Below are 20,262 nucleotides of genomic sequence, written 5' to 3'. Positions count from 1 at the left end.
GCGGCGCAAGTGCCCTTTTTGCAAAGGTCAGCCGCTGTTCGGGTCAGATTGAGGCCGAAGTGTCACCTCTGTGCGCCGGTCAGCGCGGCGCGGCTCAGCCAACCGGCGATGACCGCCGCGGGAATCAGAGCCGGAAGGGCAAAGAGCGCGACCGCAGCCGCCGCCATGCCCACGCCCCAGATCGCCAACCGCCGTTTCGGCAAGACCAGCCCCCCGTCGCGCACCACCAGGATCAGGGACAGAACCATGCCCGCCGCTTCGCCCAGGACTGCGGTCCAGATCAGCGCAGGGATCGAGCCGCCGCCCGCCACCAGTGCGATCCCGACCGCCAGGCTGGCAATCCGGGGCACATTCGACCAGGCGGCGTTACCCGTGCGACCCCGCGACAAGGCCACGATCGTTCCCGCCGATTTCGCGATCCGGAAACCCTGCACAAGGGCCAGCGGGCCGACAAAGGCAGCCAGCGCAGCATAGCCCGTGCCCATCAGAAGCGGCGCCAGCAGCACCCCGCCCAGAACACCCAGGCAGGTCACGGCCAGTCCCGCCGCAAGGGCCAGCGCGACGAGACGCCGGGCCACGTGCCCCGTCTCGCCTTTCGCCGAAAGACGGGGCAGAAAGATGGTCTGCAAGGATTTCGTCAGGACCAGCGCGGGCGTCAACGTCAAGGTCACGGCCAGGGCGAAAACCCCCAGCGCCTCCATCCCCAGAAGACGTCCGACAACGAGTTTATCCCCCTGAAATACCAGAAATAGGATCAGCGCGTTCACCAGGATCGGCCAGCCGAACCGCAGGGACCGACCCCAAAGCGCGCGGTCGACCGCCACGCCGAACCGCCGCTCCGCCACCAGATGCGACATCGCCGTGGTCAGCGCGTCGTTGAAGACCAGCGCGATCAGCATCACCCGCCAGTCCCCCAGCCACACCGCCAGCGGCCAGAGCGCGATCAACGACAGAAGCGGAGGCACCGTATTGGTCAGGACGAGGGGCCAGAACCGATGGGTTCGGTTCAGACGGTGAATATCGAAATGCTGAAGCGCGCGCAGCAGCGGCACAACGGCCAGAACCTGATAGGCCCAGGCCACCTGCGGCACATTCAGGAAGTCCGCGATCGGCCCCGCCAGAAAGAACAGCGCGACCGCCGAGAGCAGACCCCGGAACAGCTGAAACCCCGCAAGAGCGTTCTGCAGATGGGGATCGTCGCCATCGCGGGCCTGCACGATCTGCTGTTGCAGACCAAGGGCCGAGGCCATCTCCACCCCCGTCATGACCAGCGCGAAGGTTGCCGCGATGCCGTAGTCACCCACCGGAATCAGCGCCGCCAACGCCAGGTTCCGCGCGAACAACAGGGCCGAGGAGACCATGTTTCCGGACAGGATCAGAAGGGCGGATCGAAACATCGGGTCGGGGGCTTCCGAGAGGTCAGGGGCGAAAAGGCTTGCGCGCTTCTGCGGGCCTTGCCATGTTTGGGTCAAGCCGCAAGCCCAAAAGAAGGCCCCAAGCGGCAGGCAGAGCAGACACTTGGAAACAACGCGCCCCCCCGTTCTGGACGATGCCGTCGGCACGTCCGCGTCCCTCGCCCGGGTGGCAGAGGGCGATCTGTGCACGGGCTGCGGCGGTTGTGCGGGGCTTTATCCGACGGCTCTGACCATGCGGATGACCGACCCGGGCTTTCTGCGGCCGGTTCAGGTCGCCCCGCTTCCCGTCGGCGCGGACGAAGCAATCGCCGCGACATGCCCCGGCCTCGGCCAGACGGTAACGGCCCAGGGTCGTCAGGACGATCCGCTCTGGGGGCCGTGGCGCAGTGTCTGGACGGGTTGGTCCACGGACGAGGAGCAACGTTTCAAGGGGGCGTCAGGCGGCGCCCTGACCGCCCTTCTCACCCATTTGCTGAGGGCCGGAGTGGTGGAGGCCGTCGTCCAGAACGCGCCGGACCCGGAGAACCCTGTGGGCAATCGCACGGTGCTGACCGATGATCCCGCCGCCTTCGCCGTGACGGCCGGGTCGCGCTATGCGCCGTCCGCCCCCTTGGACATGCTGCCCGACATTCTGGCCGATGGCCGCCGCGTCGCCTTCGTCGGCAAGCCCTGCGATGCGGCGGCGCTTGCGGCCATGCGCGCCCGCGATCCGGCGATTGCGCGCACCATCCCCGTCATCGTGTCGTTCTTCTGTGGCGGTATCCCGTCGGAAACCGGGGCGAAGGAGGTTCTGTCGGCCCTGGGCGTGACGCCCGATCAATTGGAGAGTTTTCGCTATCGCGGCAAAGGCTGGCCAGGACGCGCCACGGCGACGCTGAAGGACGGGTCCAGCGCCGATATGACCTATCACGCCAGTTGGGGCGGCATCCTGTCGAAGCATGTTCAGCACCGCTGCAAGATCTGTGCCGACGGGACCGGCATGGCCGCCGATCTGGTCTGTGCCGATGCCTGGGACGTCGACGCCCGTGGCTATCCGACCTTCGACGAACGCCCGGGCGAGAGCCTGGTTCTGGCCCGCACCAGCCTTGGAGAGCAGATCGCCCAAGGCGCAGAAGCCGCGGGTCGCCTGACCCTGAAATCCTTCGACATGGGCACGCTTGCCGCCATTCAGCCGGGGCAGCGCAATCGCCGCCGGGCCCTGCGCGCACGCCTAGCCGCCCTGCGGATCCTGCGCAAACCGGTGCCGGTCTACCGTGGTCTGCATCTGCGCGCGGCCTCGCGGCAGAACGACGTCAGGACGAACCTGCGCAATTTCCTGGGAACGCTGCGCCGAGCACTGCGGCCATGACGCGCCCCCTGCGTCTGCTTTTGCTGATGCATTCCACGCGGTCCCACAATCTGGGTGTCGGCGCGTTGAGCGTGGCGCAAGTGGCCATTCTGCGCGACATCGCGGCGGACCTCGGGCGGCAGGTGGAGATCACGCTGGTCGACTTCAAGGACGCGCGCGCGCCCTACATCGAAGGCGATGACATCCGGATCGTCCCCCTGTCGGGCAAATGGGTCAAAAGCCCCTCGGGCTACTGGGCCGAACTGCGCAAGACGGACGTGGTCATCGACATCGGCGGCGGCGACAGCTTTGCCGATATCTATGGCACCAAACGCCTGCGCATGATGTTCGCGCTCAAGGCACTGGCGCATCTGGCGGGCAAGCCCTTCGTCTTCGCACCGCAGACCGTCGGGCCCTTCACCAAGGCGTCATCCCGCATCGCCGCCAGGATACACCTGAACCGCTGCGCCCTTGTTGCCGTGCGCGACGAGCCATCGCGCGATCACATGGCCGAGCTTGGCGTCAGCAGGCCGCCGATCCTTGCCTCCGACGTGGCCTTGCGGATGCCGCCCGGCCCCAGGCCGACGTTTCGCGGCGATGGCCCCAGGGTCGGGCTGAACGTCTCCGGTCTGTTGATGGCCGGGGGCTATAGCGGCGGCAATGATTTCGGCCTGGGCCTGGACTATCCGCGCCTGATCCGGGACCTGATCGCCTTCTTTCAGGCCGAGGGCGCAGAGGTCCACCTGATCCCCCATGTCATCGTCCCCGAGGGGCCGATGGTGGGCGAGGATGACTATGCCGCCTGTGCCGCACTGGTCGCGGGCCACCCGGGAACGGTGCTTGCGCCCGCCTTTGCGTCCCCGCCCGAGGCCAAGGGCTATATTGCGGCCATGGATTTCTTCCTCGGCGCGCGGATGCATGCCTGCATCGCGGCCTTTTCCACGGACGTGCCGGTCGTGCCCATGGCCTACAGCCGCAAGTTCGCGGGCCTTTTCGGCAGTCTGGGATATGGCCGGACCGTCGATTGCACGGCCGAGGATGCCGAGACGATCCTGAGCCGAGTGCAAACCGCCTGGCGTGACCGCGCGGCCGTCGCGGGCGAGGTGGCGACGGCCTATGCGAATGGGCGCGAAAGGCTGAAGCACTACGAAAACGGCCTGCGCGATATCCTGGCCCGGGCCTGAGGACGGATCGGTGACCCCGCGCGCGGCCATCATCATCCCACATCGCGACGATCCGGACCGGTTGGACCGGTGCCTGATGTCGCTGGTCGTGCCTGGCGGGGTCGAGGTGATCGTGGTGGATAACGGATCGGCCACGGACATCGCCCCGCTGATCGACCGGCACACAGGCACCCGCCTTGTCCGAGAGCCGACACCCGGCGCCGGCCCCGCGCGCAACGCGGGCGTGGCCGCAACCGGCGCGCCCATCCTTCTGTTTCTGGATGCGGATTGCATTGCCGCGCCGAACTGGGTGCAGACCGCACTCGACCTGATGACCGACGACATGCTGATCGGCGGCGCCGTCGCCGTCTTTGACGAAACCGCGCCGCCCCGGTCGGGGGCGCAGGCCTTCGAGGCGGTCTTCGCCTTCGACAATCGCAGCTATATCAAGGATCAGGGGTTTTCGGTTACGGCCAACCTTGCCACCACCCGCGCCATATTCGACGCGACCGGGCCTTTCCGCGCGGGCCTGTCCGAGGACAAGGACTGGTGCCTGCGGGCCTGCGCGGCAGGCTTTTCCATCCGCTATTCCAAGGCGATGCGGGTCTCGCATCCATCGCGCGGCGATTGGCCTGCGCTGGCCCGCAAGTGGCGTCGCCTGACCGAGGAGGCCGCCGCATTGCACCGCGCCTCGGGCGGGTCACCCGTGGCGTGGTGGCTTCGGGCGTTGGCAATGCCGCTTTCGGCCATCGCCCATGCGCCGAAGATCCTGCTGGCGCGAAACCTGACCTGGGGCGAGCGATGGCGGGGGTTTGGCACCCTGATCCGGTTGCGCTGTGCCAGGTTGGTCTGGATGCTGCGCTAGTCCCGCATCCGCAGGACACGCGCGGGAATGCCACCGACAATCGCGCCGGGCGCCACGTCGCGCGTCACGACCGACCCGGCCCCTACGACACAGCCATCCCCAAGCGTCACGCCCGCCGTGATGACGGCCTTCGTCCCGATCCAGCAATCCGCGCCGATCACGACATCCCGTTCGGTCATCACCTGATCCACGATCCGCTGACCCGCGGCCAGACCATAGTCCGCTGCCGTCACGAAGACGTCGGGCCCAAGCGTGGTGCGCGCGCCGATCGTCACCCGCGCCGTGGTCTTTCCGGCCCAGAGCGACACCCGTTCGCCCAGTTGAACCCCGTCGGCCAGCGCGATCCGCGCGCCATGCCGGAACGACACATTGGGCGCGATCCGGACACCGCGACCCATCTCAATCAGACGTCGGGGCCGGACATGGGCATAGCCATAATAGTTCAGCATCCGGAGCGGATGAAGCAGGACGCCCAGGTCCAGAACCCGGACCAGGGCGCGCAGGGCGCGACCGGGCATCGTCTCAGCCATCGGAGCCGTAGCCGTATCCGTAACCATAGCGACCGCCGTCATTCCCGTGGCCGCATTTGTTCAGAACGACGCCCAGAACATTCGTCTGTGCCGCCAGTTCCTTTTCGCAGGCATCCACGTCGCCCAGGGTGCTCTGCTCGGCGGCGGCGATCATCAGGGCGCAATCCGCGTTCGGCAGAAAGGCGATGGCATCGTCGCTGACCATGATCGGCGGCAAATCGAACAGGATGACGTCCGGCGCGAAATCGTCTTCGAGCCGCAGCAGCATTTCGGTCATCCGCCGACCCTGCAACAATTCGGCGGGGTCGTGGACCGGATTGGCCGTGGTGGCGAAGGCCAGGTTGTCGGCCACGCGGACCATCTGATCGGCGACCGACGTGGTGCCGCGAATGGCCGACGTGATCTCGTGCCCGGTGTCCAGACCCAGAAGCGAGGCAATCATCGGGCGGCGCAGGTCGAGGTCGATGACCACGGTCCGGATATCGGGCTGACGCGCCAGCGAGAACGCCAGGTTCATCGTCACCGTACTCTTGCCGCAGCCGGGACCGGGCGAGGTGATGGCAAGCCTGCGCCATCCCTGCGCCGACATCTGTTGCAGCGCGCGGGTCCGAAGCACATCGAACGGCGCGCTCTTGGGGCCACCGTCCCGGGTCACGATCTTCCGCTGAAGCAGCGCGTCGACCGGGGGCGCGTGATAGGGCAGTGCGGCCCAGGCGGCGTCCGGGTCGCTGGTGGTGACGGTCGCATCCTCGACCGGGGCGACGGGACGGCGCGGTTTGGGGGCCTGGAACATCGACGGGTCGGAATAGGCGGGCGCATGCGCCTCCGCTTCCATTGCGGGTCCGGCGCCTGCCAGAACGGCTTCGCGGGCTTTGCGGGCCTGGGCGATGGCGGCGTGAAGGCGATCCATGGTCGGTCCTTTCCGGTGCGTCAGAGCTTGGTGAAGCGTTGCAATTGGTCGGCCACTTCGGTCGGCACCGGAAGATGCCCGGTCACCACACCGGCGATCAGACCCGCGATCACCAGACAGGCCGTTGCGACCGTCAGCTTGCGTTGCAGGCTGCGACCCGTCCGCGGCGCGACCGCCACATCCTCAAGGATCGGCAAGGTCGCAATCGGGGTGATCCCAAGACGGCGTTCCAGATCGACGGGCCTGCGCAGGAAGCCAAGGCGCAGTTCCAGCAGCACGACAATCAGAAGGCCCAGGAACACGCCGATGCCCGCACCCGCGATGGCGACGATCTTGCGATTGGGTCGGTCGGGCACACGCGGGATGACGGCCTGTTCGATGACGCCGATCCGCTGACCCTTGGACAGGGTTTCGATGGCATCGCCGGTTTCGGCCACGGCCCGCGACTCGATGGCCTGGTCGTATTGGGCGCGAAGGTTTGCGTGATCCCGCTCCAGAGTGGCCAGTTCAGCGGCCTTGATCGGGGCCAGGGCAAGCCCTGTCCGCAACTCCTCCAGCTCGTCCAGAAGGCGGATGCGCAGGGCGTCCTCCTCGGCCAGACGTGCGTCCAGCTCGTCGCGGTGGCGATGGAATGCCCGACGCTCGTCCGGGACTTCGCCCCGCGCGTCCAGCCTGCGGCTCAGCGCGGTGATCCGGCGCGCGATCTCGTCCGCACCCGGGTCTCCGGCGGGCAATTCATCGAGTGTCTGGCGAAGCGCCGCGATCTGGCGGGCTTCGTAGCTGGCTTCGGGCGCGCCCTCGCGGCGGCGCACCGACTCGTGCAGGCGCACAAGACGGTCCCGCTCGCGGCGCATGTTGGCGGTGTCCCGCTCGATCCGCGCCAGTTCCGTTTCGATCGCGATGATCCGGGTCATGCGAATGTCGCGCGTGTCGGGCAGGACGTCCTGGTGCTCCTGCTGGAAGGAGACCAGCGTGGCCCCGCTCTGCGCCAGTTCCTGCTGCAACCGCGACACTTCCTGGTCGAAGAATTCCAGCGTCTGACGGGCGACACTTGTCCGCATGTCGACATCTTCGGCCATGACGCGCGTCACCAACTCGTTGGTGACGGCTGCCGACATGACGGCAGTCCCGGCCTCGAAGCCCAGGACCAGCATCGTCGCATTCAGGGGATCGCGCGGACGGTTCTGACCGCCCTCGATGGTATAGGTGATGCGCTTGCGCAGGTCGGTCACGATCTGATCGGGGGCGGGCGACACGGGGCCATAGATTTCAAGGCGATTGGCCATGTCGAGCAGAGCCTCGCGCGACAGAACCCGCTGCTCGATGATCTGCAGATGCTCCAGCGCCTGCGTCTGCACCGTGGAGGCGGCCAGTTCATCGGGGATTTTCTCGGATTCGACGACCAGTCGCGCGTTTGCGAGGTAGACCGGCTTGAGCGATACAGCGACACCGACCCCGGTGCCGGTGCACAGGAATACCGCCAGCAGGAACCAGCCCAGGCGCCGCCGGAACAGCTGCGCGTAGAAGCGGAGTTCAGACATCATCGCAGTCACCCCCATCCGCCTGGGGCAGATGCGCAAACGACGGCAAGGCCGTCACCGGACGCATGAACAGACCATCGTCCAATACCTGGCGGATCACCTCGGCATCGATGAAGGGACCGTCGCTCGTCATGGCATAGACCAGCGCCAGTTCGCAGAGCTGGTTGATCGGGCGGGGCAGGCCCGCCGTCGCCTCGAACACGAGGTCGAGCGCATCGGCGGTGAACAGATCCTCGGGCGCACCGGCATAGGCCAGGCGCGTGGACACGTATCCCGTCAGCGTGTCACGGTCGAGCGTGTCGATGTGACCCCAGGCGGCGACCCGTTGGGCCAGACCGGCCATATCGGGGTCCTGCAAGGCGTCGCGCAGCGCCGGCAGACCCGCCAGGACGATCTGGATCAACTGGTCCCGGGCGGTATTGATGTTGGACAGCACCCGCAACTCGTCCAGCGCGTCGGCCGACATGTTGTGCGCCTCGTCGAAGATCAGCACGATCCGGCGACCGGCGGCATATTCGGAGATCATCAGGTTCTGGATGCGCGAATGCAGCGTCGTCTCGGAGGCACCGTCCGGCACCTCTTCGCCCAGGGCCTGAAGGATCCAGGGAAGAACCGAACCGCCGCCGCGCCGCAGGCCCAAGACCATCGCGACCCGCATGTCGTCGGGCGCGGTTTCCAGCAGGTTCAGAAGAAGGGAGGTCTTGCCCGACCCCGCCACACCCGTCAGCACCGAGAAGGGCGCGCCGGAAATCAACCCGTACTCCAGAGCGGCCTGCGCCCGAACATGGGCAGGACCCCAGTGAAACACGGTCGCATCCGCCAGCCCGCTGAACGGGCGGCCGGTCATGCCGAAGTGGTTCTTGTAGAGGGTTTGTATCTGGCTCATCTCAACTTCCGAACAGTCTCGGCATTTTTGCTTTTATTGTTTCCGGAAACTCACCGGCACACACAGGAACATCCCGTTTATTCAATTCAAATGCGACGGGACTAAGGCATCGGAGCGGGGATTCAACGACATGGATTGGACGTTCCGGGCGGACCTGCGGCGCAATCGCGGCGGTGTCCAAACGGGTCGCGAAAAGACACCGGAACCGCCACGATTCAGGGTTAACAAGCCATAAAGCCACCACGCTGTCCCGCCAGTTTCGGGGTCGACGCAGGATCTCCCTGCCAAGACCAACGAAGCGAGACAGACGAATGTCCATCCAGTTCGATCCCAAGGCCGCCATGATCGGCGCGACTGCCGTGAACCTGCCGGGCACCTCTGCGCCCCGCTCGGGTGGCGGCATCTCCTATCGCACCCATGCCAAGCGAGCCCTTGATATCACGCTGGTCCTGCTGGCCGCCCCGATTGTCCTGCCGCTGGTCGCGCTTCTGTCGCTTTTGGTCGCCCTCGACGGCGGATCGGCCTTCTATAGCCAGCAACGCCTGGGCCTGGGGGGGCGCCGCTTCCGCCTGTGGAAGCTGCGGTCGATGGTGATGAACGCCGATGCCGCACTCGAGGCGCATCTGGCCGCCGACCCCGCCGCGCGTGCCGAGTGGAACCGCGACCAGAAGCTGCACAACGATCCGCGCATCACACCTCTTGGCAAATTCATCCGCCGCACCTCACTCGATGAGTTGCCGCAGCTGTGGAACGTTCTGACGGGCGACATGAGCCTGGTCGGCCCGCGCCCCATGATGCCCGAGCAGCGCAGTCTCTATCCCGGCCAGTCGTACTTCCGCCTGCGCCCCGGTCTCACCGGCAGCTGGCAGGTCTCGGACCGCAACCAGTCGAGCTTTGCGGCCCGTGCCGAGTTCGATCTGGGCTATGACCGCGCGCTGTCGCTGGCCACTGATATCGCGATCATCTGCGCCACCTTCGCTGTTGTCCTTCGCGCCACAGGTCGCTGAGTTCTTGGACGCGGGCAGCCGAGCGGTTTGCCCGCACGTCCCCTGTCGGGCATGCTGGACGGCAATAAGAACCAGAGCAGAAACAGGTTCAGACACATGACGATTTCGGGCACCCTCCGGGGCACCGCCGCGGCCTTGGCCGTGGCGCTCATTCTTTCAGGCTGCAAGTCCGAGGGCGACCGGATGGTCAAATACGTGTCCAGCGGTGAAAGCTATGCGGCACAGGGCGACTATCCCCGCGCCCTGATCCAATACCGGAACGCGCTCAAGATCGACCCCGACCACGCCGCGACCCGCGCCGCGATCGGGCATATCCTGCTCGATCAGGGGGCCCTGGGCGAAGCCCGGCAGGAATTCACCCTGCTGGCCGAACGCTTCCCGAACGATCTGGAATTCCGCTCCAAACTGGGCGAGATCGCCCTGGTCCGCGCCGATTGGCCCGCGCTGGAACGTCAGGCCGATGCCGCCTCCCTGATCGATGGCGATGCCCTCGACAGCCGGGCGCTCAGCATTGCCAGCCGCTATCACGACGCCACCCGCGAACGTGCCGCGACCCTGCAGGCGCGCCTGGCGGACGAGGCGACGGAGCTCCTGGTCGATGCGCCCGCCCATCCCGTCCTTCTGCGCGTCGCCATCGATCACAGGACCCGCAGCGATGACCCGATGTCTGCGGTCCCCCTGCTGGATGCCGCGCTCGACGCCGACCCCCACTGGCCCGAGCTTCAGATCCTGCGCATTCGCCTCTTGTCGGATGCCAACCAGACCGACGCCGCCGAAGCGCGCCTGTTCGAGTTGGCCCGGCTCTACCCGGACGACCCGCAGATTGCCGGCCTTCTGGTGGCGCGGCACATGTCGCGCGGCAAGCTGGACGAGGCCGAAGACGTTCTGCGGGCGCTGGCCGATGGCGCCCCGCGGGGTCAGGTGCAGATGCGCATGGTCCTGGTCCAGTTCCTGAACCGGACTCGTGGCCCGGATCGCGCCCTGGCCGAGCTGGACCGCCTTGTGAAGGATGCAGGGGATGGCCCCGCAGGGCTGGTCTATTCCGCGATGGACTACAGCATCCGCTTCGATCAGGGCGACCGCGACACCGCCGTCGACGGGCTGACCGCGTTGCTGGCCAAGGCAGGCGAACAGCCCGAGGCGCGGCGTATCCGCGTCATGCTGGCCCGGATGCACGATCGTCTTGGCGACCGCGCGCGGGCACGAGCCGAATTGAACGCGGTCCTGTCGGTCGACCCCGGCGATGCCGATGCGCTCAAGTTGCGCGCGCTTTGGGCCATCGACGAAGAGGCGCCGAAAACCGCCATCGTCGACCTTCGCACCGCCCTGGCGCAGCGCCCCCGCGACAGCGAATTGATGACCCTTCTGGCCGCCGCCCACGCGCAGGAGGGGCAGCGCGGCCTGGCCATGGAGCAATTGGCCGCCGCGGCACAGACCTCGGGACATGCCGCGCGCGAAACCGAACGCTATGCCACCGCCCTGATGACCGAGGGCCGCAATACCGTGGCGCAGCGCGTTCTCGAAGTCGCCTTTGAGGCGGCCCCCGGCGACCTCGGCATTCAGGCGATGCTGGCGGATATCTACCTCGACAAGGGTGACTGGGCGGATGCCAACAGGGTCATCAGCCACATGCGCCGCATCGACAGCGATGCCGCCCGCGCAGCCATCGCCCCGCTCGAGGCGGCCCTCCTTCTGGGTCAGGGTCGCGGCGCCGAGGCGGATGGCGCGCTCTCGACGATGCTGCAAGGTGACCTTGGCCGACAGCAGGCGTTCGGGCGGCTCATTGCCGGGCTCGTGCGTCGCGGCGACGCCGATCTGGCGCGGCAACAGTTGGACGCCGCCCTCGGTCGGCATCCGGGCGACCGCGCCCTTCGCATCCTCGACGCCGATCTGCGTCTGACCGAGAACGATGTGAGCGGGGCAGAGGCGATCTATCGCGACATGCTCGAAACCGATGACACGGACGAAGCCTACACCAAGCTCTTTGCCGTGCTGCGGTCCCAGGGCAAGCTGGATGAGGCCGACACCTTGCTGGCCGAAGCCCTGGCGCGGCACCCCGCCTCCCGCGCGCTGCGGCTGATTGAGTCGAACCGACTGGACGTGGTGGGCGACACCGCCGGCGCGATTGCCCTGCTCGAAACCCTGCACGCCGAAGACACGCGCGATCCGCTTGCGGCCAACAACCTCGCCGCTCTGCTGTCCGCCGGAACCCCCACCCCCGAGGTTCTGGAGCGGGCGGCCCGCATCACTGCGCATCTGCGCGGCACCAGCAATCCGGCAATGTCCGACACCATCGGCTGGATCGCCTATCTTCGCGGCGACGTGAACGGCGCCCTGCCCCTGATGCAGCGGGCGGCCCGGGGCCTGCCCCGCGACCCGCAGGTGCAGTTGCGGCTGGCCCGCGTTCTGGAAGCGACCGGCGCGATCGACGAAGCGCGCGAGGCCTATGACGCCGTCCTGACCCTGACGGCCGAGGATCACCCCCTGGCACAGGATGCCCGCGCCCGCCGCGCCGCCCTGGGCGGCTGAGCATGGCCTTTGCCCCGACGTCCCCGGCGCGCAGCCTGCCCTTCGGGAGAATCGCCCTTGCCCTGGCGACATTGGCCGCCATCCCGCTCTTCTGGTCGGGCGCGGCTGCCTTGGGGGCGGCCTGGGCCACGCCGGAATACAGCCATGGGCCGCTGATCCCGCTCATCTCTCTCTTCCTGTTCCTGCGCGAGATGCGGGACCAGCCCCCGGTCGTCGATGCGTCGCCATCCCGCAGTCCGGGTCTGATCCTCGGCCTCTTCGCCTTGCTGTTGGCGCTGGCGGGCAACCGCACGGCGATCCCCGACATCGTGACCTATGCGATGATCCTCTGGGTCATGGCGGTCGTCCTGATCGTCATGGGCTGGTCGCGTGGCCGCAGGCATTGGGCGTCGGTCTTCCACCTCGTCTTCATGCTGCCCCTGCCGCAAGTTCTCTATTGGAAAGTGTCGACAGCGTTACAGGGCGTTTCGGCCGAAATCGGGGTCGCTCTGGTCAAGGCGGCCGGTATTCCCGTCCTGCTCGAGGGGCAGATCATCGATCTGGGCGTCTGGCAGCTACAGGTGGCCGAGGCCTGTTCCGGCCTGCGCTATCTTTTCCCGATCCTGAGCTTTTCCTATCTGACGGCGATCCTCTATCGCGGACCTCTGTCCCACAAGGTGATCCTGTTCGCGATGGCCGCGCCGCTGGCGATCCTTCTGAACGCCGTGCGCATCGGGATCATCGGCATCCTGGTCGACCGCTACGGCATCGCGCAGGCCGAGGGTTTCCTGCATGTCTTCGAGGGGTGGGTGATCTTCGGCATCTGCATCGCCCTCCTGCTGGCCACGGCCTGGGCTCTGTCGCGGCGGCGCGTGAACCCCGACGGGATGCTCGACCTCGACGTGGCGGGGCTGGCCCCCGAAGCCGCGCGGATCAGCCGGATCGGCGGCGGCGGCGCGATGATGGCGCTGGCAGGGCTGACCTTCGCCGCGATCGGACTTCAGGCGGCCCTGTCCGAGGCGGGCCCGGTCCCCCGCTCGACCCTTGCCGCCTATCCCCTGACCCTTGGCAATTGGTCGGGTCAGCGCGGCTATCTCGACCCCGATGTGGTGCGCATTCTGGGGGCGACGGATTACCTGGCCGCCGACTATGCCGCGCCGGGTCAATCCGGCGCCGTGGGCCTGTTCGTCGCCTGGTACGCACGGCAGGCCGATGGCACCGGGCTTCATTCCCCGGAAATCTGTCTTCCGGCAGCGGGGTGGGAGATCGCCTCGCTCGACAAGACGACGTTGCAGATTGACGGGGACAGCTTCCCCGTCAACCGCGCGATCATCCAGAACGGGCTCAGCCGCCAGATGGTCTACTACTGGTTCGAACAGCGCGGCACGCGCCTGACCAGCGATTGGCAGGCCAAGTTCAGCGCGGTCCGCGACGGTCTTCTGACCGGGCGGAGCGACGGGATGATGGTGCGTTTCATGACACCCATCGGCGCCGACGAGAGCGAGGCGGACGCCGAGGCCCGCCTGCGCGCCCTGGCGGTCGATGCCCTGCCGCCGCTGGTACCGTTGATCCCGGGGTGACCGCCTAGGCCTTGGTGAACACACGCTCATAGGCGGCGAGAAGGTTGGGGACGGAATGATCCCAGCTCAACTCCTCCAGAACGCGCTTGCGGCCCCGTTTGCCCATGGCCCGACCGGCGTCGGGATGGTCCATCAGCCAGGCGATCTGTTCCGCGAAATCTCGCGGATCATTCGCCTCGGCGTAAAGCCCGGCATCCCCCGCCGAGGCCCGCCCCTCGGTCAGGTCGAACTGCACCAGCGGCTTTTCCAGCGTCATGTATTCCATGACCTTGTTCATGGTCGAGATATCGTTCATCGCGTTCTTGGGGTCCGGCGCCAGCCCGATGTCGATTGCATTGAGCGCGGCCAGCATCTCGTCGCCGTAGAGCGCCCCGGTGAACGTGAACTTGTCGGTCAGGCCCGCGCGGGCGACCTCGGCTTCGATCACCGGCTGGTGGGGGCCGAAGCCGACGACAACCACGTGAACATCCGGCTTGCCCATGTCGCGCAGGTGGGTCATCGCCTCGATCAGCAACTCCAGCCCCTCCTGCTGCCCGATGATGCCGATCCAGCCCAAGACCGTGCCGGCCTTGCGATACGCGGGGTCGCCGTCACCGGGCAGGAATTTCTCGATCCGGGGGGCCGAGCGGACGATGAACACATCCTCGGGCGCCATCTTGCCGCGCCGTTCGGCAATGCGGGCGAAACTTTCGTTCGTGGCGATCGAGACATGGGCGCAGGCGAAGGTGATCCGCTCCCACAGAAGCATCACGCGGTAGAGCAGGCCGCGCTTGCCGAACTTCGCCTCGAAAAGCTCAGGGCAGACGTCGTGGTGGTCGAACAGATAGCGCACCCCGGCCCGCCGATACCGCAGGGCCAGAAGCCAGATCAGGTCGGGCGGGTTGCACCCGTGGATGACGTCGAACCCCCGCTCCTGCCGGACCACACGGGCCAGCCGAAACCAGTGGCGGATCGCGTGCAGGTATTCGCGGGCATAGGCGACGGCTCCCGAATGCGCCTCGGGCGGGGCGGGATGGCGATAGATGTGGACGCCGTCGATCACTTCGAAGGGCGCATCCCAGCCCCGCCCCATGGGACAGATCACGGAAACCTCATAGCCTGCCGCGGTCAGCGACGTCGCCTCCAGCCAGACGCGGCGGTCCAGCGGCACGGGAAGGTTTTCGACCACGATCAACACGCGGCGGGGGGAACTGCTCATCGGATGGACCTCTTGGCGGGACCGGTTTGCCGGACAGGACAGTCGGGCCGCCCGGATGGCAATGCGAACGCGGGATTTTCGCCCGTCCGGATGACCTCAATGCCACATCCTTGCCACTTTGCCTTGGCAAGGACAGGACCGTCGGCGACGATGGTCGCACGACCGGGCATTTGTTGAGGGAAGCATCCATGCGTATCGCCATGATCGGCACCGGCTATGTCGGGCTCGTGTCGGGGGTCTGCTTTTCCGACTTCGGCCACGAGGTCTGCTGCGTCGACAAGGATCCCCGCAAGATCGAGATGCTGGAAGCGGGGAAGGTCCCCATCTTCGAGCCGGGCCTCGACGATCTGATGGCGCGCAATGTCGCCGCAGGCCGCCTGTCGTTCACCACCGACCTGAAGGCCGCCGTCGACGGCGCCGATGCGGTGTTCATCGCCGTGGGCACCCCGACGCGCAGGGGCGACGGGCACGCCGACCTGACCTATGTGATGGCCGCCGCCGCCGAGATCGGGCAGGCAATGACCGGCTATGCCGTCGTGGTGACCAAATCGACCGTCCCCGTGGGCACCAACCGCAAGGTGGCCGAGGCGATCCGCGTCGCGGCCCCCGAGGCCGACTTCGACGTCGCCTCCAACCCCGAATTCCTGCGCGAGGGGGCGGCCATCGACGACTTCATGCGCCCCGACCGCGTGGTCGTCGGCGTTCAGACCGATCGCGCCGCCAAGGTGATGTCGGACATCTATCGCCCGCTGTATCTGCGCGATTTTCCGATCATGGTCACCGACCTCGAATCCGCGGAGATGATCAAATACGCGGCCAATGCGTTCCTTGCGACCAAGATCACCTTCATCAACGAGATTGCCGCCCTGTGCGAAAAGGTCGGCGCGGACGTCAAGAAGGTGTCCAAGGGCATGGGGATGGATGGCCGCATCGGCAACAAGTTCCTGCATGCGGGCCCCGGCTATGGCGGGTCGTGCTTTCCCAAGGATACCGCCGCGCTGGCCCGGATCGGCCAGGAACACGCCGTGCCGATGCGGATCACCGAGACGGTGATGCTGGTCAACGAGAACGTCAAACACCGCATGGTCGAAAAGCTGCGCGATCTCTGCGACGGCAGGTTCAACGGCAAGACCGTCGCTGTTCTGGGCGTGACCTTCAAACCCAACACCGACGACATGCGCGAAGCCCCCAGCCTGACCATCGTCCCGGCGCTGGTCGGTGGCGGCGCGAAGGTCCGCGTCGTCGACCCCGAGGGCCTGCGCGAGGGCGAGGCGCTGTTGCCGGGGGTGGTCTGGCACGACGATCCCTATTCCGCGGCCGAAGGCGCCGACCTGATCGTCCTGCTGACCGAGTGGAACGAATTCCGCGCTCTCGACCTGCCGCGCATCGCGGGCAGCATGGCGACGGCCCGCATGGCCGACCTGCGCAACATCTACAGCCGCGAAAATGCGATGGCGGCGGGGTTCGATGCCTATGACGCCGTCGGACGCTGAACCATGAAGTTCCTGATCGTCCACCAGAACATGCCCGGCCAGTACCGCGAATTGCTGGACTGGCTGATCCGGCAGGGCGGTCACGACATCGTCTTTCTGACGCAGCGGCGGAACTACCCCGATTTGCCGGGCGTGCGCAAAGTCGTCTACCGCCCGCACCACAACCCCGCCAAGGACGCCTACGGCCTGTCGAAGACATGGGAGGAGGCGACGGGCTACGGCTACGGCGCGGCAATGGCGGCCAAGACCCTGCGGGACGAGGGTTTCATCCCCGATCTGATCCTGGGGCACACCGGGTGGGGCGAGCTTCTGTTCATGAAGCAGGTCCTGCCAGATGTGCCGATCCTGGGCTTTTTCGAATATTACTACCTGGCCAGCGGCGGCCCCGTCGGGTTCGACCCCGAAGAACCGGTTTCCGAGGCATCGCCGTTTCTGCTCCATGCCCGCAACGCCGTGCCCAACACGGCCATTCAGGTCGTCGACCGGGGCCTGTCCCCCACCCTGTGGCAGCGCGATACCTTTCCGAAATCGTTCCATGACAAGCTCTATGTCTGCCATGACGGGATCCGCACCGACCGCCTGCTGCCGAACCCAGACATCGCGCTGACCCTTGGCCGGGCAGGGCAGATCACCCGCGACGATGAAATCTTCACCTATGTCGCCCGCAACATGGAGCGGACGCGCGGGTTTCACATCTTCATGCGCGCCCTTCCCCGCATCCTGAAGGAACGGCCCAAGGCGCGGGTCCTGATCGTCGGCGGCTCGGGCGCGTCCTATGGCAAGGCCAGCCAGGCCGAGGGTGGTTTTCGCGCCGAAATGGAACGCGAGGTCGGCCATCTGGTCGACTGGGACCGGGTGCATTTCCTGGGCCAGGTGCCCTATCCCGACTTCCAGAAGATCGTCCAGATCAGCCGCTGCCACATCTATCTGACGATGCCCTTCGTCCTGTCCTGGTCCCTGCTGGAGAGCATGGCGATGCAGGCGACCATTGTCGCCAGCGACGTCCCCCCCGTCCGCGAGGCGATGACCCATAATGAAACCGGCCTTCTGGTCGATTTCTTCCAGCCCGAGGCCCTGGCCGAACAGGTGGTCGAGGTTCTGGCCGAGCCTGCGAAATTCGCCCATCTGGGCCCCGCCGCCCGCGAACATGTGGTCCGGGAATACGACTTCCTGACCAAATGCCTGCCCCAGCATGTGGCGCAGATGAACGCGCTGCTCCCCGCCGACCGGCAGTTGCACCTCTGACCCCTTGGGCCTATCTGCCATTGCCATGACAGACCCCATCGAGACCGGGCAGGAAGTCCTGCGGACCGAGGCGCGCGCACTGGAGGCGCTGGCCGATGCGATGCCCGTTGATTTCCTCGCTGTCGTCGAGCTGATCGCCGCCTTGCCGGGCCGGGTCATCGTCACCGGCATCGGCAAATCGGGCCATATCGCCCGCAAGATCGCCGCCACCCTGGCCTCGACCGGCACGCGCGCGCTGTTCGTTCATCCCGCAGAGGCGAGCCATGGCGACCTGGGCATGATCGTGGACGGCGACGCCGTGCTGGCGATTTCCAACTCGGGCGAGACGGCAGAGCTGCGCGACATCGTCGCCCACACGCGGCGGTTCGGGGTTCCGCTGATCGGGCTGTCTTCGCGCCCCGACTCGACGCTGATGCAGGCCGCCGACCACCGCCTGACGCTGCCCGCCCTGCCCGAAGCCTGCGGCATCGGCATGGTGCCCACCACCTCGACGACTCTCACCCTTGGCATGGGCGATGCGCTGGCCGTCGCCCTTTTGCGCAAGCGCAACTTCAAGGCCGAGGATTTCAGCGTCTTCCACCCGGGCGGCAAACTGGGCGCGCAAATGGCCCGCGTGCATCAGATCATGCAGGGCCGCGAACGTCTGCCGCTGGTCGGAGCCGCGACACCCATGGGCGACACGCTGGTCGAGATGACCGCCAAGGGTCTGGGCATCGCCGTCGTGACCGAAGGCGCGACGCTGGTCGGGGTCATCACCGACGGCGACCTACGGCGCAACATGGCCAACTTGATGGATCGGACGGCGGGCGAAGTGGCCACGCGCAAGCCGCTGACCGTCGCGCCCGACATGCTGGCCGCCAAGGCGCTGGCCGTCCTGAACGAGCGCAAGCTGAACGTGCTGGTCGTCTGCGAAGGCGACACGCCGGTCGGCATCCTGCATATCCATGACCTGTTGAGGGCCGGCGTCGCATGAAGACCGTCATCCTGATCCCCGCCCGCTATGCCTCCACGCGCTATCCGGGCAAGCCGCTGGCCGAATTGACGCAACGCGACGGCACGAGGAAGACGCTGATCCAGATGACCTGGGAAGCGGCGTTGCAGGTGCCCGATATCGCCGCGACCTATGTCGTCACCGACGATGACCGGATCGCGGACGCGGCGCGCGGCTTTGGCGCGGACGTCCTGATGACCTCCTCGGAGGCACGCAACGGCACCGAGCGCTGCGCCGAGGCGCTGGCCCAGATCGACGCTGACCTGATCGTGAACCTTCAGGGCGACGCCCCCCTGACGCCGCCTTGGTTCCTGACCGCGCTGATCGAGCGGATGGCCAACGATGCCGATGCCCAGGTGGCGACGCCCGTCCTGCGCTGCGATGCCAAGACCTATGCGATGTTCGTCGAGGACCGGAAGGCCGACCGCGTGGGCGGCACCACCGCCGTCTTCGACCGCAACCGGCACGGGCTCTATTTCTCCAAGGAAGTGATCCCCTATATCGACCCGGGCAAGCTGCCTGATCCGATCCCGGTGTTCCACCATGTGGGCGTCTATGCCTATCGCCCCGAGGCCCTGCGCGCCTATACCGGCTGGCCCGAGGGTGAGCTGGAGCGGCGCGAGGGGCTCGAGCAGTTGCGCTTTTTGGAAAACGGGGCGACCGTCGCCTGCGTCGAGGTGGACGCCAGGGGTCGCCTGTTCTGGGAGCTGAACAATCCGGCGGATGTGCCCCGCATCGAAGCCGTCCTGAGAGAGGCCTGAGCCATGGATCCCATCACCACCCGCACCGTGACCGTGGGCGATATCGCGATCGGCGGCGACGCGCCCTTCGCGCTGATCACCGGGCCCTGCCAGCTGGAAAGCCTCGACCACGCCCGGATGATGGCCGAACGCATCGCCGAGGCCTGCGCGCCGACCGGCACGCGGTTCATCTTCAAGGCAAGCTATGACAAGGCGAACCGTTCGTCCCTCGGCTCGCAGCGGGGTCTGGGGATGGAGGAAGGCCTGCGCATCCTGGGGCAGATCCGCGACGAATTCGGCTGTCCCGTCTTGACGGATGTTCACCTGCCGGACCATTGCGCCCCCGCCGCCGAGGTCTGCGATGTGCTGCAGATCCCTGCCTTCCTGTCGCGCCAAACGGATCTCTTGCTGGCCGCGGGCGAGACGGGGCGCGCCATCAATATCAAGAAGGGTCAGTTCCTGGCCCCATGGGACATGGAAAACGTCGCCGCCAAGGTGGCGAGCACCGGAAACACCCGGATCCTGCTCTGCGACCGGGGCACCAGTTTCGGCTATAACACGCTGGTCAGTGACTTTCGCGGCCTGCCGACGATGGAGCGGACGGGCTATCCCGTCGTCTTCGACGCGACCCATTCGGTGCAGCAACCGGGGGGTCAGGGCACCACATCGGGCGGTCAGCGCGAGTTTGCCCCGGTGCTGGCTCGCGCCGCCTGCGCCGTGGGGGTCAGCGCCCTGTTCATAGAGACGCATCAGGACCCGGACAATGCCCCGTCCGACGGCCCCAACATGATCCCCGTGGATCAGATGGCGGGGCTGATCGGGGATCTTCGCGCCTTCGACGACCTGCGCAAGTCGCGGTGACC

Annotated in this window: 16 protein-coding genes and 1 pseudogene; 11 read left to right on the top strand and 6 right to left on the bottom strand. The window is 66.9% G+C overall.

Annotated elements, in window-relative coordinates:
* Positions 1-62: 62 nt before the first annotated feature.
* On the bottom strand, positions 63-1,397 hold the full coding sequence (locus tag BM002_RS16870) for an oligosaccharide flippase family protein (RefSeq protein ID WP_092784075.1): 1,335 nt from the start codon (positions 1,395-1,397) through the stop codon (positions 63-65).
* Positions 1,398-1,518: 121 nt separating this feature from the next.
* Here BM002_RS16870 and BM002_RS16865 point away from each other — a divergent pair, with 121 nt between their 5' ends.
* Genes BM002_RS16865 through BM002_RS16855 form a run of 3 tightly spaced genes read left to right on the top strand, consistent with a single transcriptional unit; the run spans position 1,519 to position 4,770 of the window.
* The gene (locus tag BM002_RS16865; RefSeq protein ID WP_245749306.1) at positions 1,519-2,763 is read left to right on the top strand and encodes a Coenzyme F420 hydrogenase/dehydrogenase, beta subunit C-terminal domain; all 1,245 of its coding nucleotides are present in this window, start codon (positions 1,519-1,521) and stop codon (positions 2,761-2,763) included.
* Entirely contained in the window at positions 2,760-3,926 is a 1,167-nt protein-coding gene (locus BM002_RS16860) for a polysaccharide pyruvyl transferase family protein (RefSeq protein ID WP_092784072.1), read from the top strand. The genes BM002_RS16865 and BM002_RS16860 overlap by 4 nt, the downstream gene beginning before the upstream one ends.
* A gap of 10 nt (positions 3,927-3,936) precedes the next feature.
* The gene (locus tag BM002_RS16855) at positions 3,937-4,770 is read left to right on the top strand and encodes a glycosyltransferase family 2 protein (protein ID WP_092784069.1); all 834 of its coding nucleotides are present in this window, start codon (positions 3,937-3,939) and stop codon (positions 4,768-4,770) included.
* Here the strand turns inward: BM002_RS16855 and BM002_RS19760 are convergent.
* From BM002_RS19760 to BM002_RS16835, 4 genes and pseudogenes are all read right to left on the bottom strand, one after another.
* Positions 4,767-4,937 (bottom strand): annotated as a pseudogene (locus tag BM002_RS19760) (DapH/DapD/GlmU-related protein); the annotation flags it as partial. The gene BM002_RS16855 and the pseudogene BM002_RS19760 overlap by 4 nt on opposite strands.
* Before the next feature lie 355 nt (positions 4,938-5,292).
* Positions 5,293-6,210, bottom strand: a complete 918-nt coding sequence (locus BM002_RS16845; RefSeq protein WP_092784063.1) for a CpsD/CapB family tyrosine-protein kinase — start codon at positions 6,208-6,210, stop codon at positions 5,293-5,295.
* A 20-nt stretch (positions 6,211-6,230) separates the two neighbouring features.
* Complete coding sequence (locus BM002_RS16840) at positions 6,231-7,754, bottom strand: GumC family protein (RefSeq protein ID WP_092784059.1); 1,524 nt, start codon at positions 7,752-7,754, stop codon at positions 6,231-6,233.
* The gene (locus tag BM002_RS16835; RefSeq protein ID WP_092784056.1) at positions 7,744-8,637 is read right to left on the bottom strand and encodes an ExeA family protein; all 894 of its coding nucleotides are present in this window, start codon (positions 8,635-8,637) and stop codon (positions 7,744-7,746) included. Before BM002_RS16835 ends, BM002_RS16840 begins: the two co-directional genes overlap by 11 nt.
* A gap of 311 nt (positions 8,638-8,948) precedes the next feature.
* On the opposite strand from BM002_RS16835, the gene BM002_RS16830 reads away from it, so the two are divergent.
* Genes BM002_RS16830 through xrtD form a run of 3 tightly spaced genes read left to right on the top strand, consistent with a single transcriptional unit; the run spans position 8,949 to position 13,732 of the window.
* A complete protein-coding gene (locus tag BM002_RS16830; RefSeq protein WP_245749305.1) occupies positions 8,949-9,644 on the top strand; it encodes a sugar transferase in 696 nt (231 codons plus the stop codon).
* A 51-nt stretch (positions 9,645-9,695) separates the two neighbouring features.
* Positions 9,696-12,173, top strand: coding sequence for a tetratricopeptide repeat protein (locus BM002_RS16825; RefSeq protein ID WP_092784052.1), 2,478 nt, complete (start codon positions 9,696-9,698; stop codon positions 12,171-12,173).
* 2 nt (positions 12,174-12,175) lie between these two features.
* Complete coding sequence (gene xrtD / locus BM002_RS16820; protein ID WP_092784049.1) at positions 12,176-13,732, top strand: VPLPA-CTERM-specific exosortase XrtD; 1,557 nt, start codon at positions 12,176-12,178, stop codon at positions 13,730-13,732.
* A gap of 4 nt (positions 13,733-13,736) precedes the next feature.
* On the opposite strand, the gene BM002_RS16815 is transcribed toward xrtD, so the two are convergent.
* Positions 13,737-14,930: a glycosyltransferase family 4 protein gene (locus BM002_RS16815; protein ID WP_092784046.1), complete on the bottom strand. Its 1,194-nt coding sequence runs from the start codon at positions 14,928-14,930 to the stop codon at positions 13,737-13,739.
* A gap of 188 nt (positions 14,931-15,118) precedes the next feature.
* Between BM002_RS16815 and BM002_RS16810 the strand changes: the two genes are divergently transcribed.
* Genes BM002_RS16810 through kdsA form a run of 5 tightly spaced genes read left to right on the top strand, consistent with a single transcriptional unit; the run spans position 15,119 to position 20,260 of the window.
* Positions 15,119-16,423 (top strand): UDP-glucose dehydrogenase family protein, encoded by a 1,305-nt coding sequence (locus BM002_RS16810; RefSeq protein ID WP_092784043.1) that lies wholly within the window; start codon positions 15,119-15,121, stop codon positions 16,421-16,423.
* A 3-nt stretch (positions 16,424-16,426) separates the two neighbouring features.
* Positions 16,427-17,668, top strand: coding sequence for a glycosyltransferase family 4 protein (locus BM002_RS16805; RefSeq protein ID WP_092784040.1), 1,242 nt, complete (start codon positions 16,427-16,429; stop codon positions 17,666-17,668).
* A gap of 25 nt (positions 17,669-17,693) precedes the next feature.
* Positions 17,694-18,641 carry a KpsF/GutQ family sugar-phosphate isomerase gene (locus BM002_RS16800; protein WP_092784037.1) on the top strand — a complete coding sequence of 316 codons (948 nt, stop codon included), beginning with the start codon at positions 17,694-17,696 and terminating at the stop codon, positions 18,639-18,641.
* Positions 18,638-19,420, top strand: coding sequence for a 3-deoxy-manno-octulosonate cytidylyltransferase (locus BM002_RS16795; RefSeq protein WP_092784034.1), 783 nt, complete (start codon positions 18,638-18,640; stop codon positions 19,418-19,420). The genes BM002_RS16800 and BM002_RS16795 overlap by 4 nt, the downstream gene beginning before the upstream one ends.
* A 3-nt stretch (positions 19,421-19,423) precedes the next feature.
* Positions 19,424-20,260, top strand: coding sequence for a 3-deoxy-8-phosphooctulonate synthase (gene kdsA / locus BM002_RS16790; RefSeq protein ID WP_092784031.1), 837 nt, complete (start codon positions 19,424-19,426; stop codon positions 20,258-20,260).
* Positions 20,261-20,262: the final 2 nt, after the last annotated feature.

This window comes from Jannaschia pohangensis, assembly GCF_900113875.1.
Classification (GTDB): Bacteria; Pseudomonadota; Alphaproteobacteria; order Rhodobacterales; family Rhodobacteraceae; genus Jannaschia; species Jannaschia pohangensis.
This window is presented reverse-complemented; position numbering and strand designations above follow the sequence as displayed.

What these genes read in the sequence shown, in the direction of transcription:
- BM002_RS16870 (WP_092784075.1), bottom strand. Translation starts at nt 1,397, where the DNA reads ATGTTTCGATCCGCCCTTCTGATCCTGTCCGGAAACATGGTCTCCTCG.
- BM002_RS16860 (WP_092784072.1), top strand. Translation starts at nt 2,760, where the DNA reads ATGACGCGCCCCCTGCGTCTGCTTTTGCTGATGCATTCCACGCGGTCC.
- BM002_RS16845 (WP_092784063.1), bottom strand. Translation starts at nt 6,210, where the DNA reads ATGGATCGCCTTCACGCCGCCATCGCCCAGGCCCGCAAAGCCCGCGAA.
- BM002_RS16840 (WP_092784059.1), bottom strand. Translation starts at nt 7,754, where the DNA reads ATGATGTCTGAACTCCGCTTCTACGCGCAGCTGTTCCGGCGGCGCCTG.
- BM002_RS16835 (WP_092784056.1), bottom strand. Translation starts at nt 8,637, where the DNA reads ATGAGCCAGATACAAACCCTCTACAAGAACCACTTCGGCATGACCGGC.
- BM002_RS16830 (WP_245749305.1), top strand. Translation starts at nt 8,949, where the DNA reads ATGTCCATCCAGTTCGATCCCAAGGCCGCCATGATCGGCGCGACTGCC.
- BM002_RS16825 (WP_092784052.1), top strand. Translation starts at nt 9,696, where the DNA reads ATGCTGGACGGCAATAAGAACCAGAGCAGAAACAGGTTCAGACACATG.
- xrtD (WP_092784049.1), top strand. Translation starts at nt 12,176, where the DNA reads ATGGCCTTTGCCCCGACGTCCCCGGCGCGCAGCCTGCCCTTCGGGAGA.
- BM002_RS16815 (WP_092784046.1), bottom strand. Translation starts at nt 14,930, where the DNA reads ATGAGCAGTTCCCCCCGCCGCGTGTTGATCGTGGTCGAAAACCTTCCC.
- BM002_RS16810 (WP_092784043.1), top strand. Translation starts at nt 15,119, where the DNA reads ATGCGTATCGCCATGATCGGCACCGGCTATGTCGGGCTCGTGTCGGGG.
- BM002_RS16805 (WP_092784040.1), top strand. Translation starts at nt 16,427, where the DNA reads ATGAAGTTCCTGATCGTCCACCAGAACATGCCCGGCCAGTACCGCGAA.
- BM002_RS16800 (WP_092784037.1), top strand. Translation starts at nt 17,694, where the DNA reads ATGACAGACCCCATCGAGACCGGGCAGGAAGTCCTGCGGACCGAGGCG.
- BM002_RS16795 (WP_092784034.1), top strand. Translation starts at nt 18,638, where the DNA reads ATGAAGACCGTCATCCTGATCCCCGCCCGCTATGCCTCCACGCGCTAT.
- kdsA (WP_092784031.1), top strand. Translation starts at nt 19,424, where the DNA reads ATGGATCCCATCACCACCCGCACCGTGACCGTGGGCGATATCGCGATC.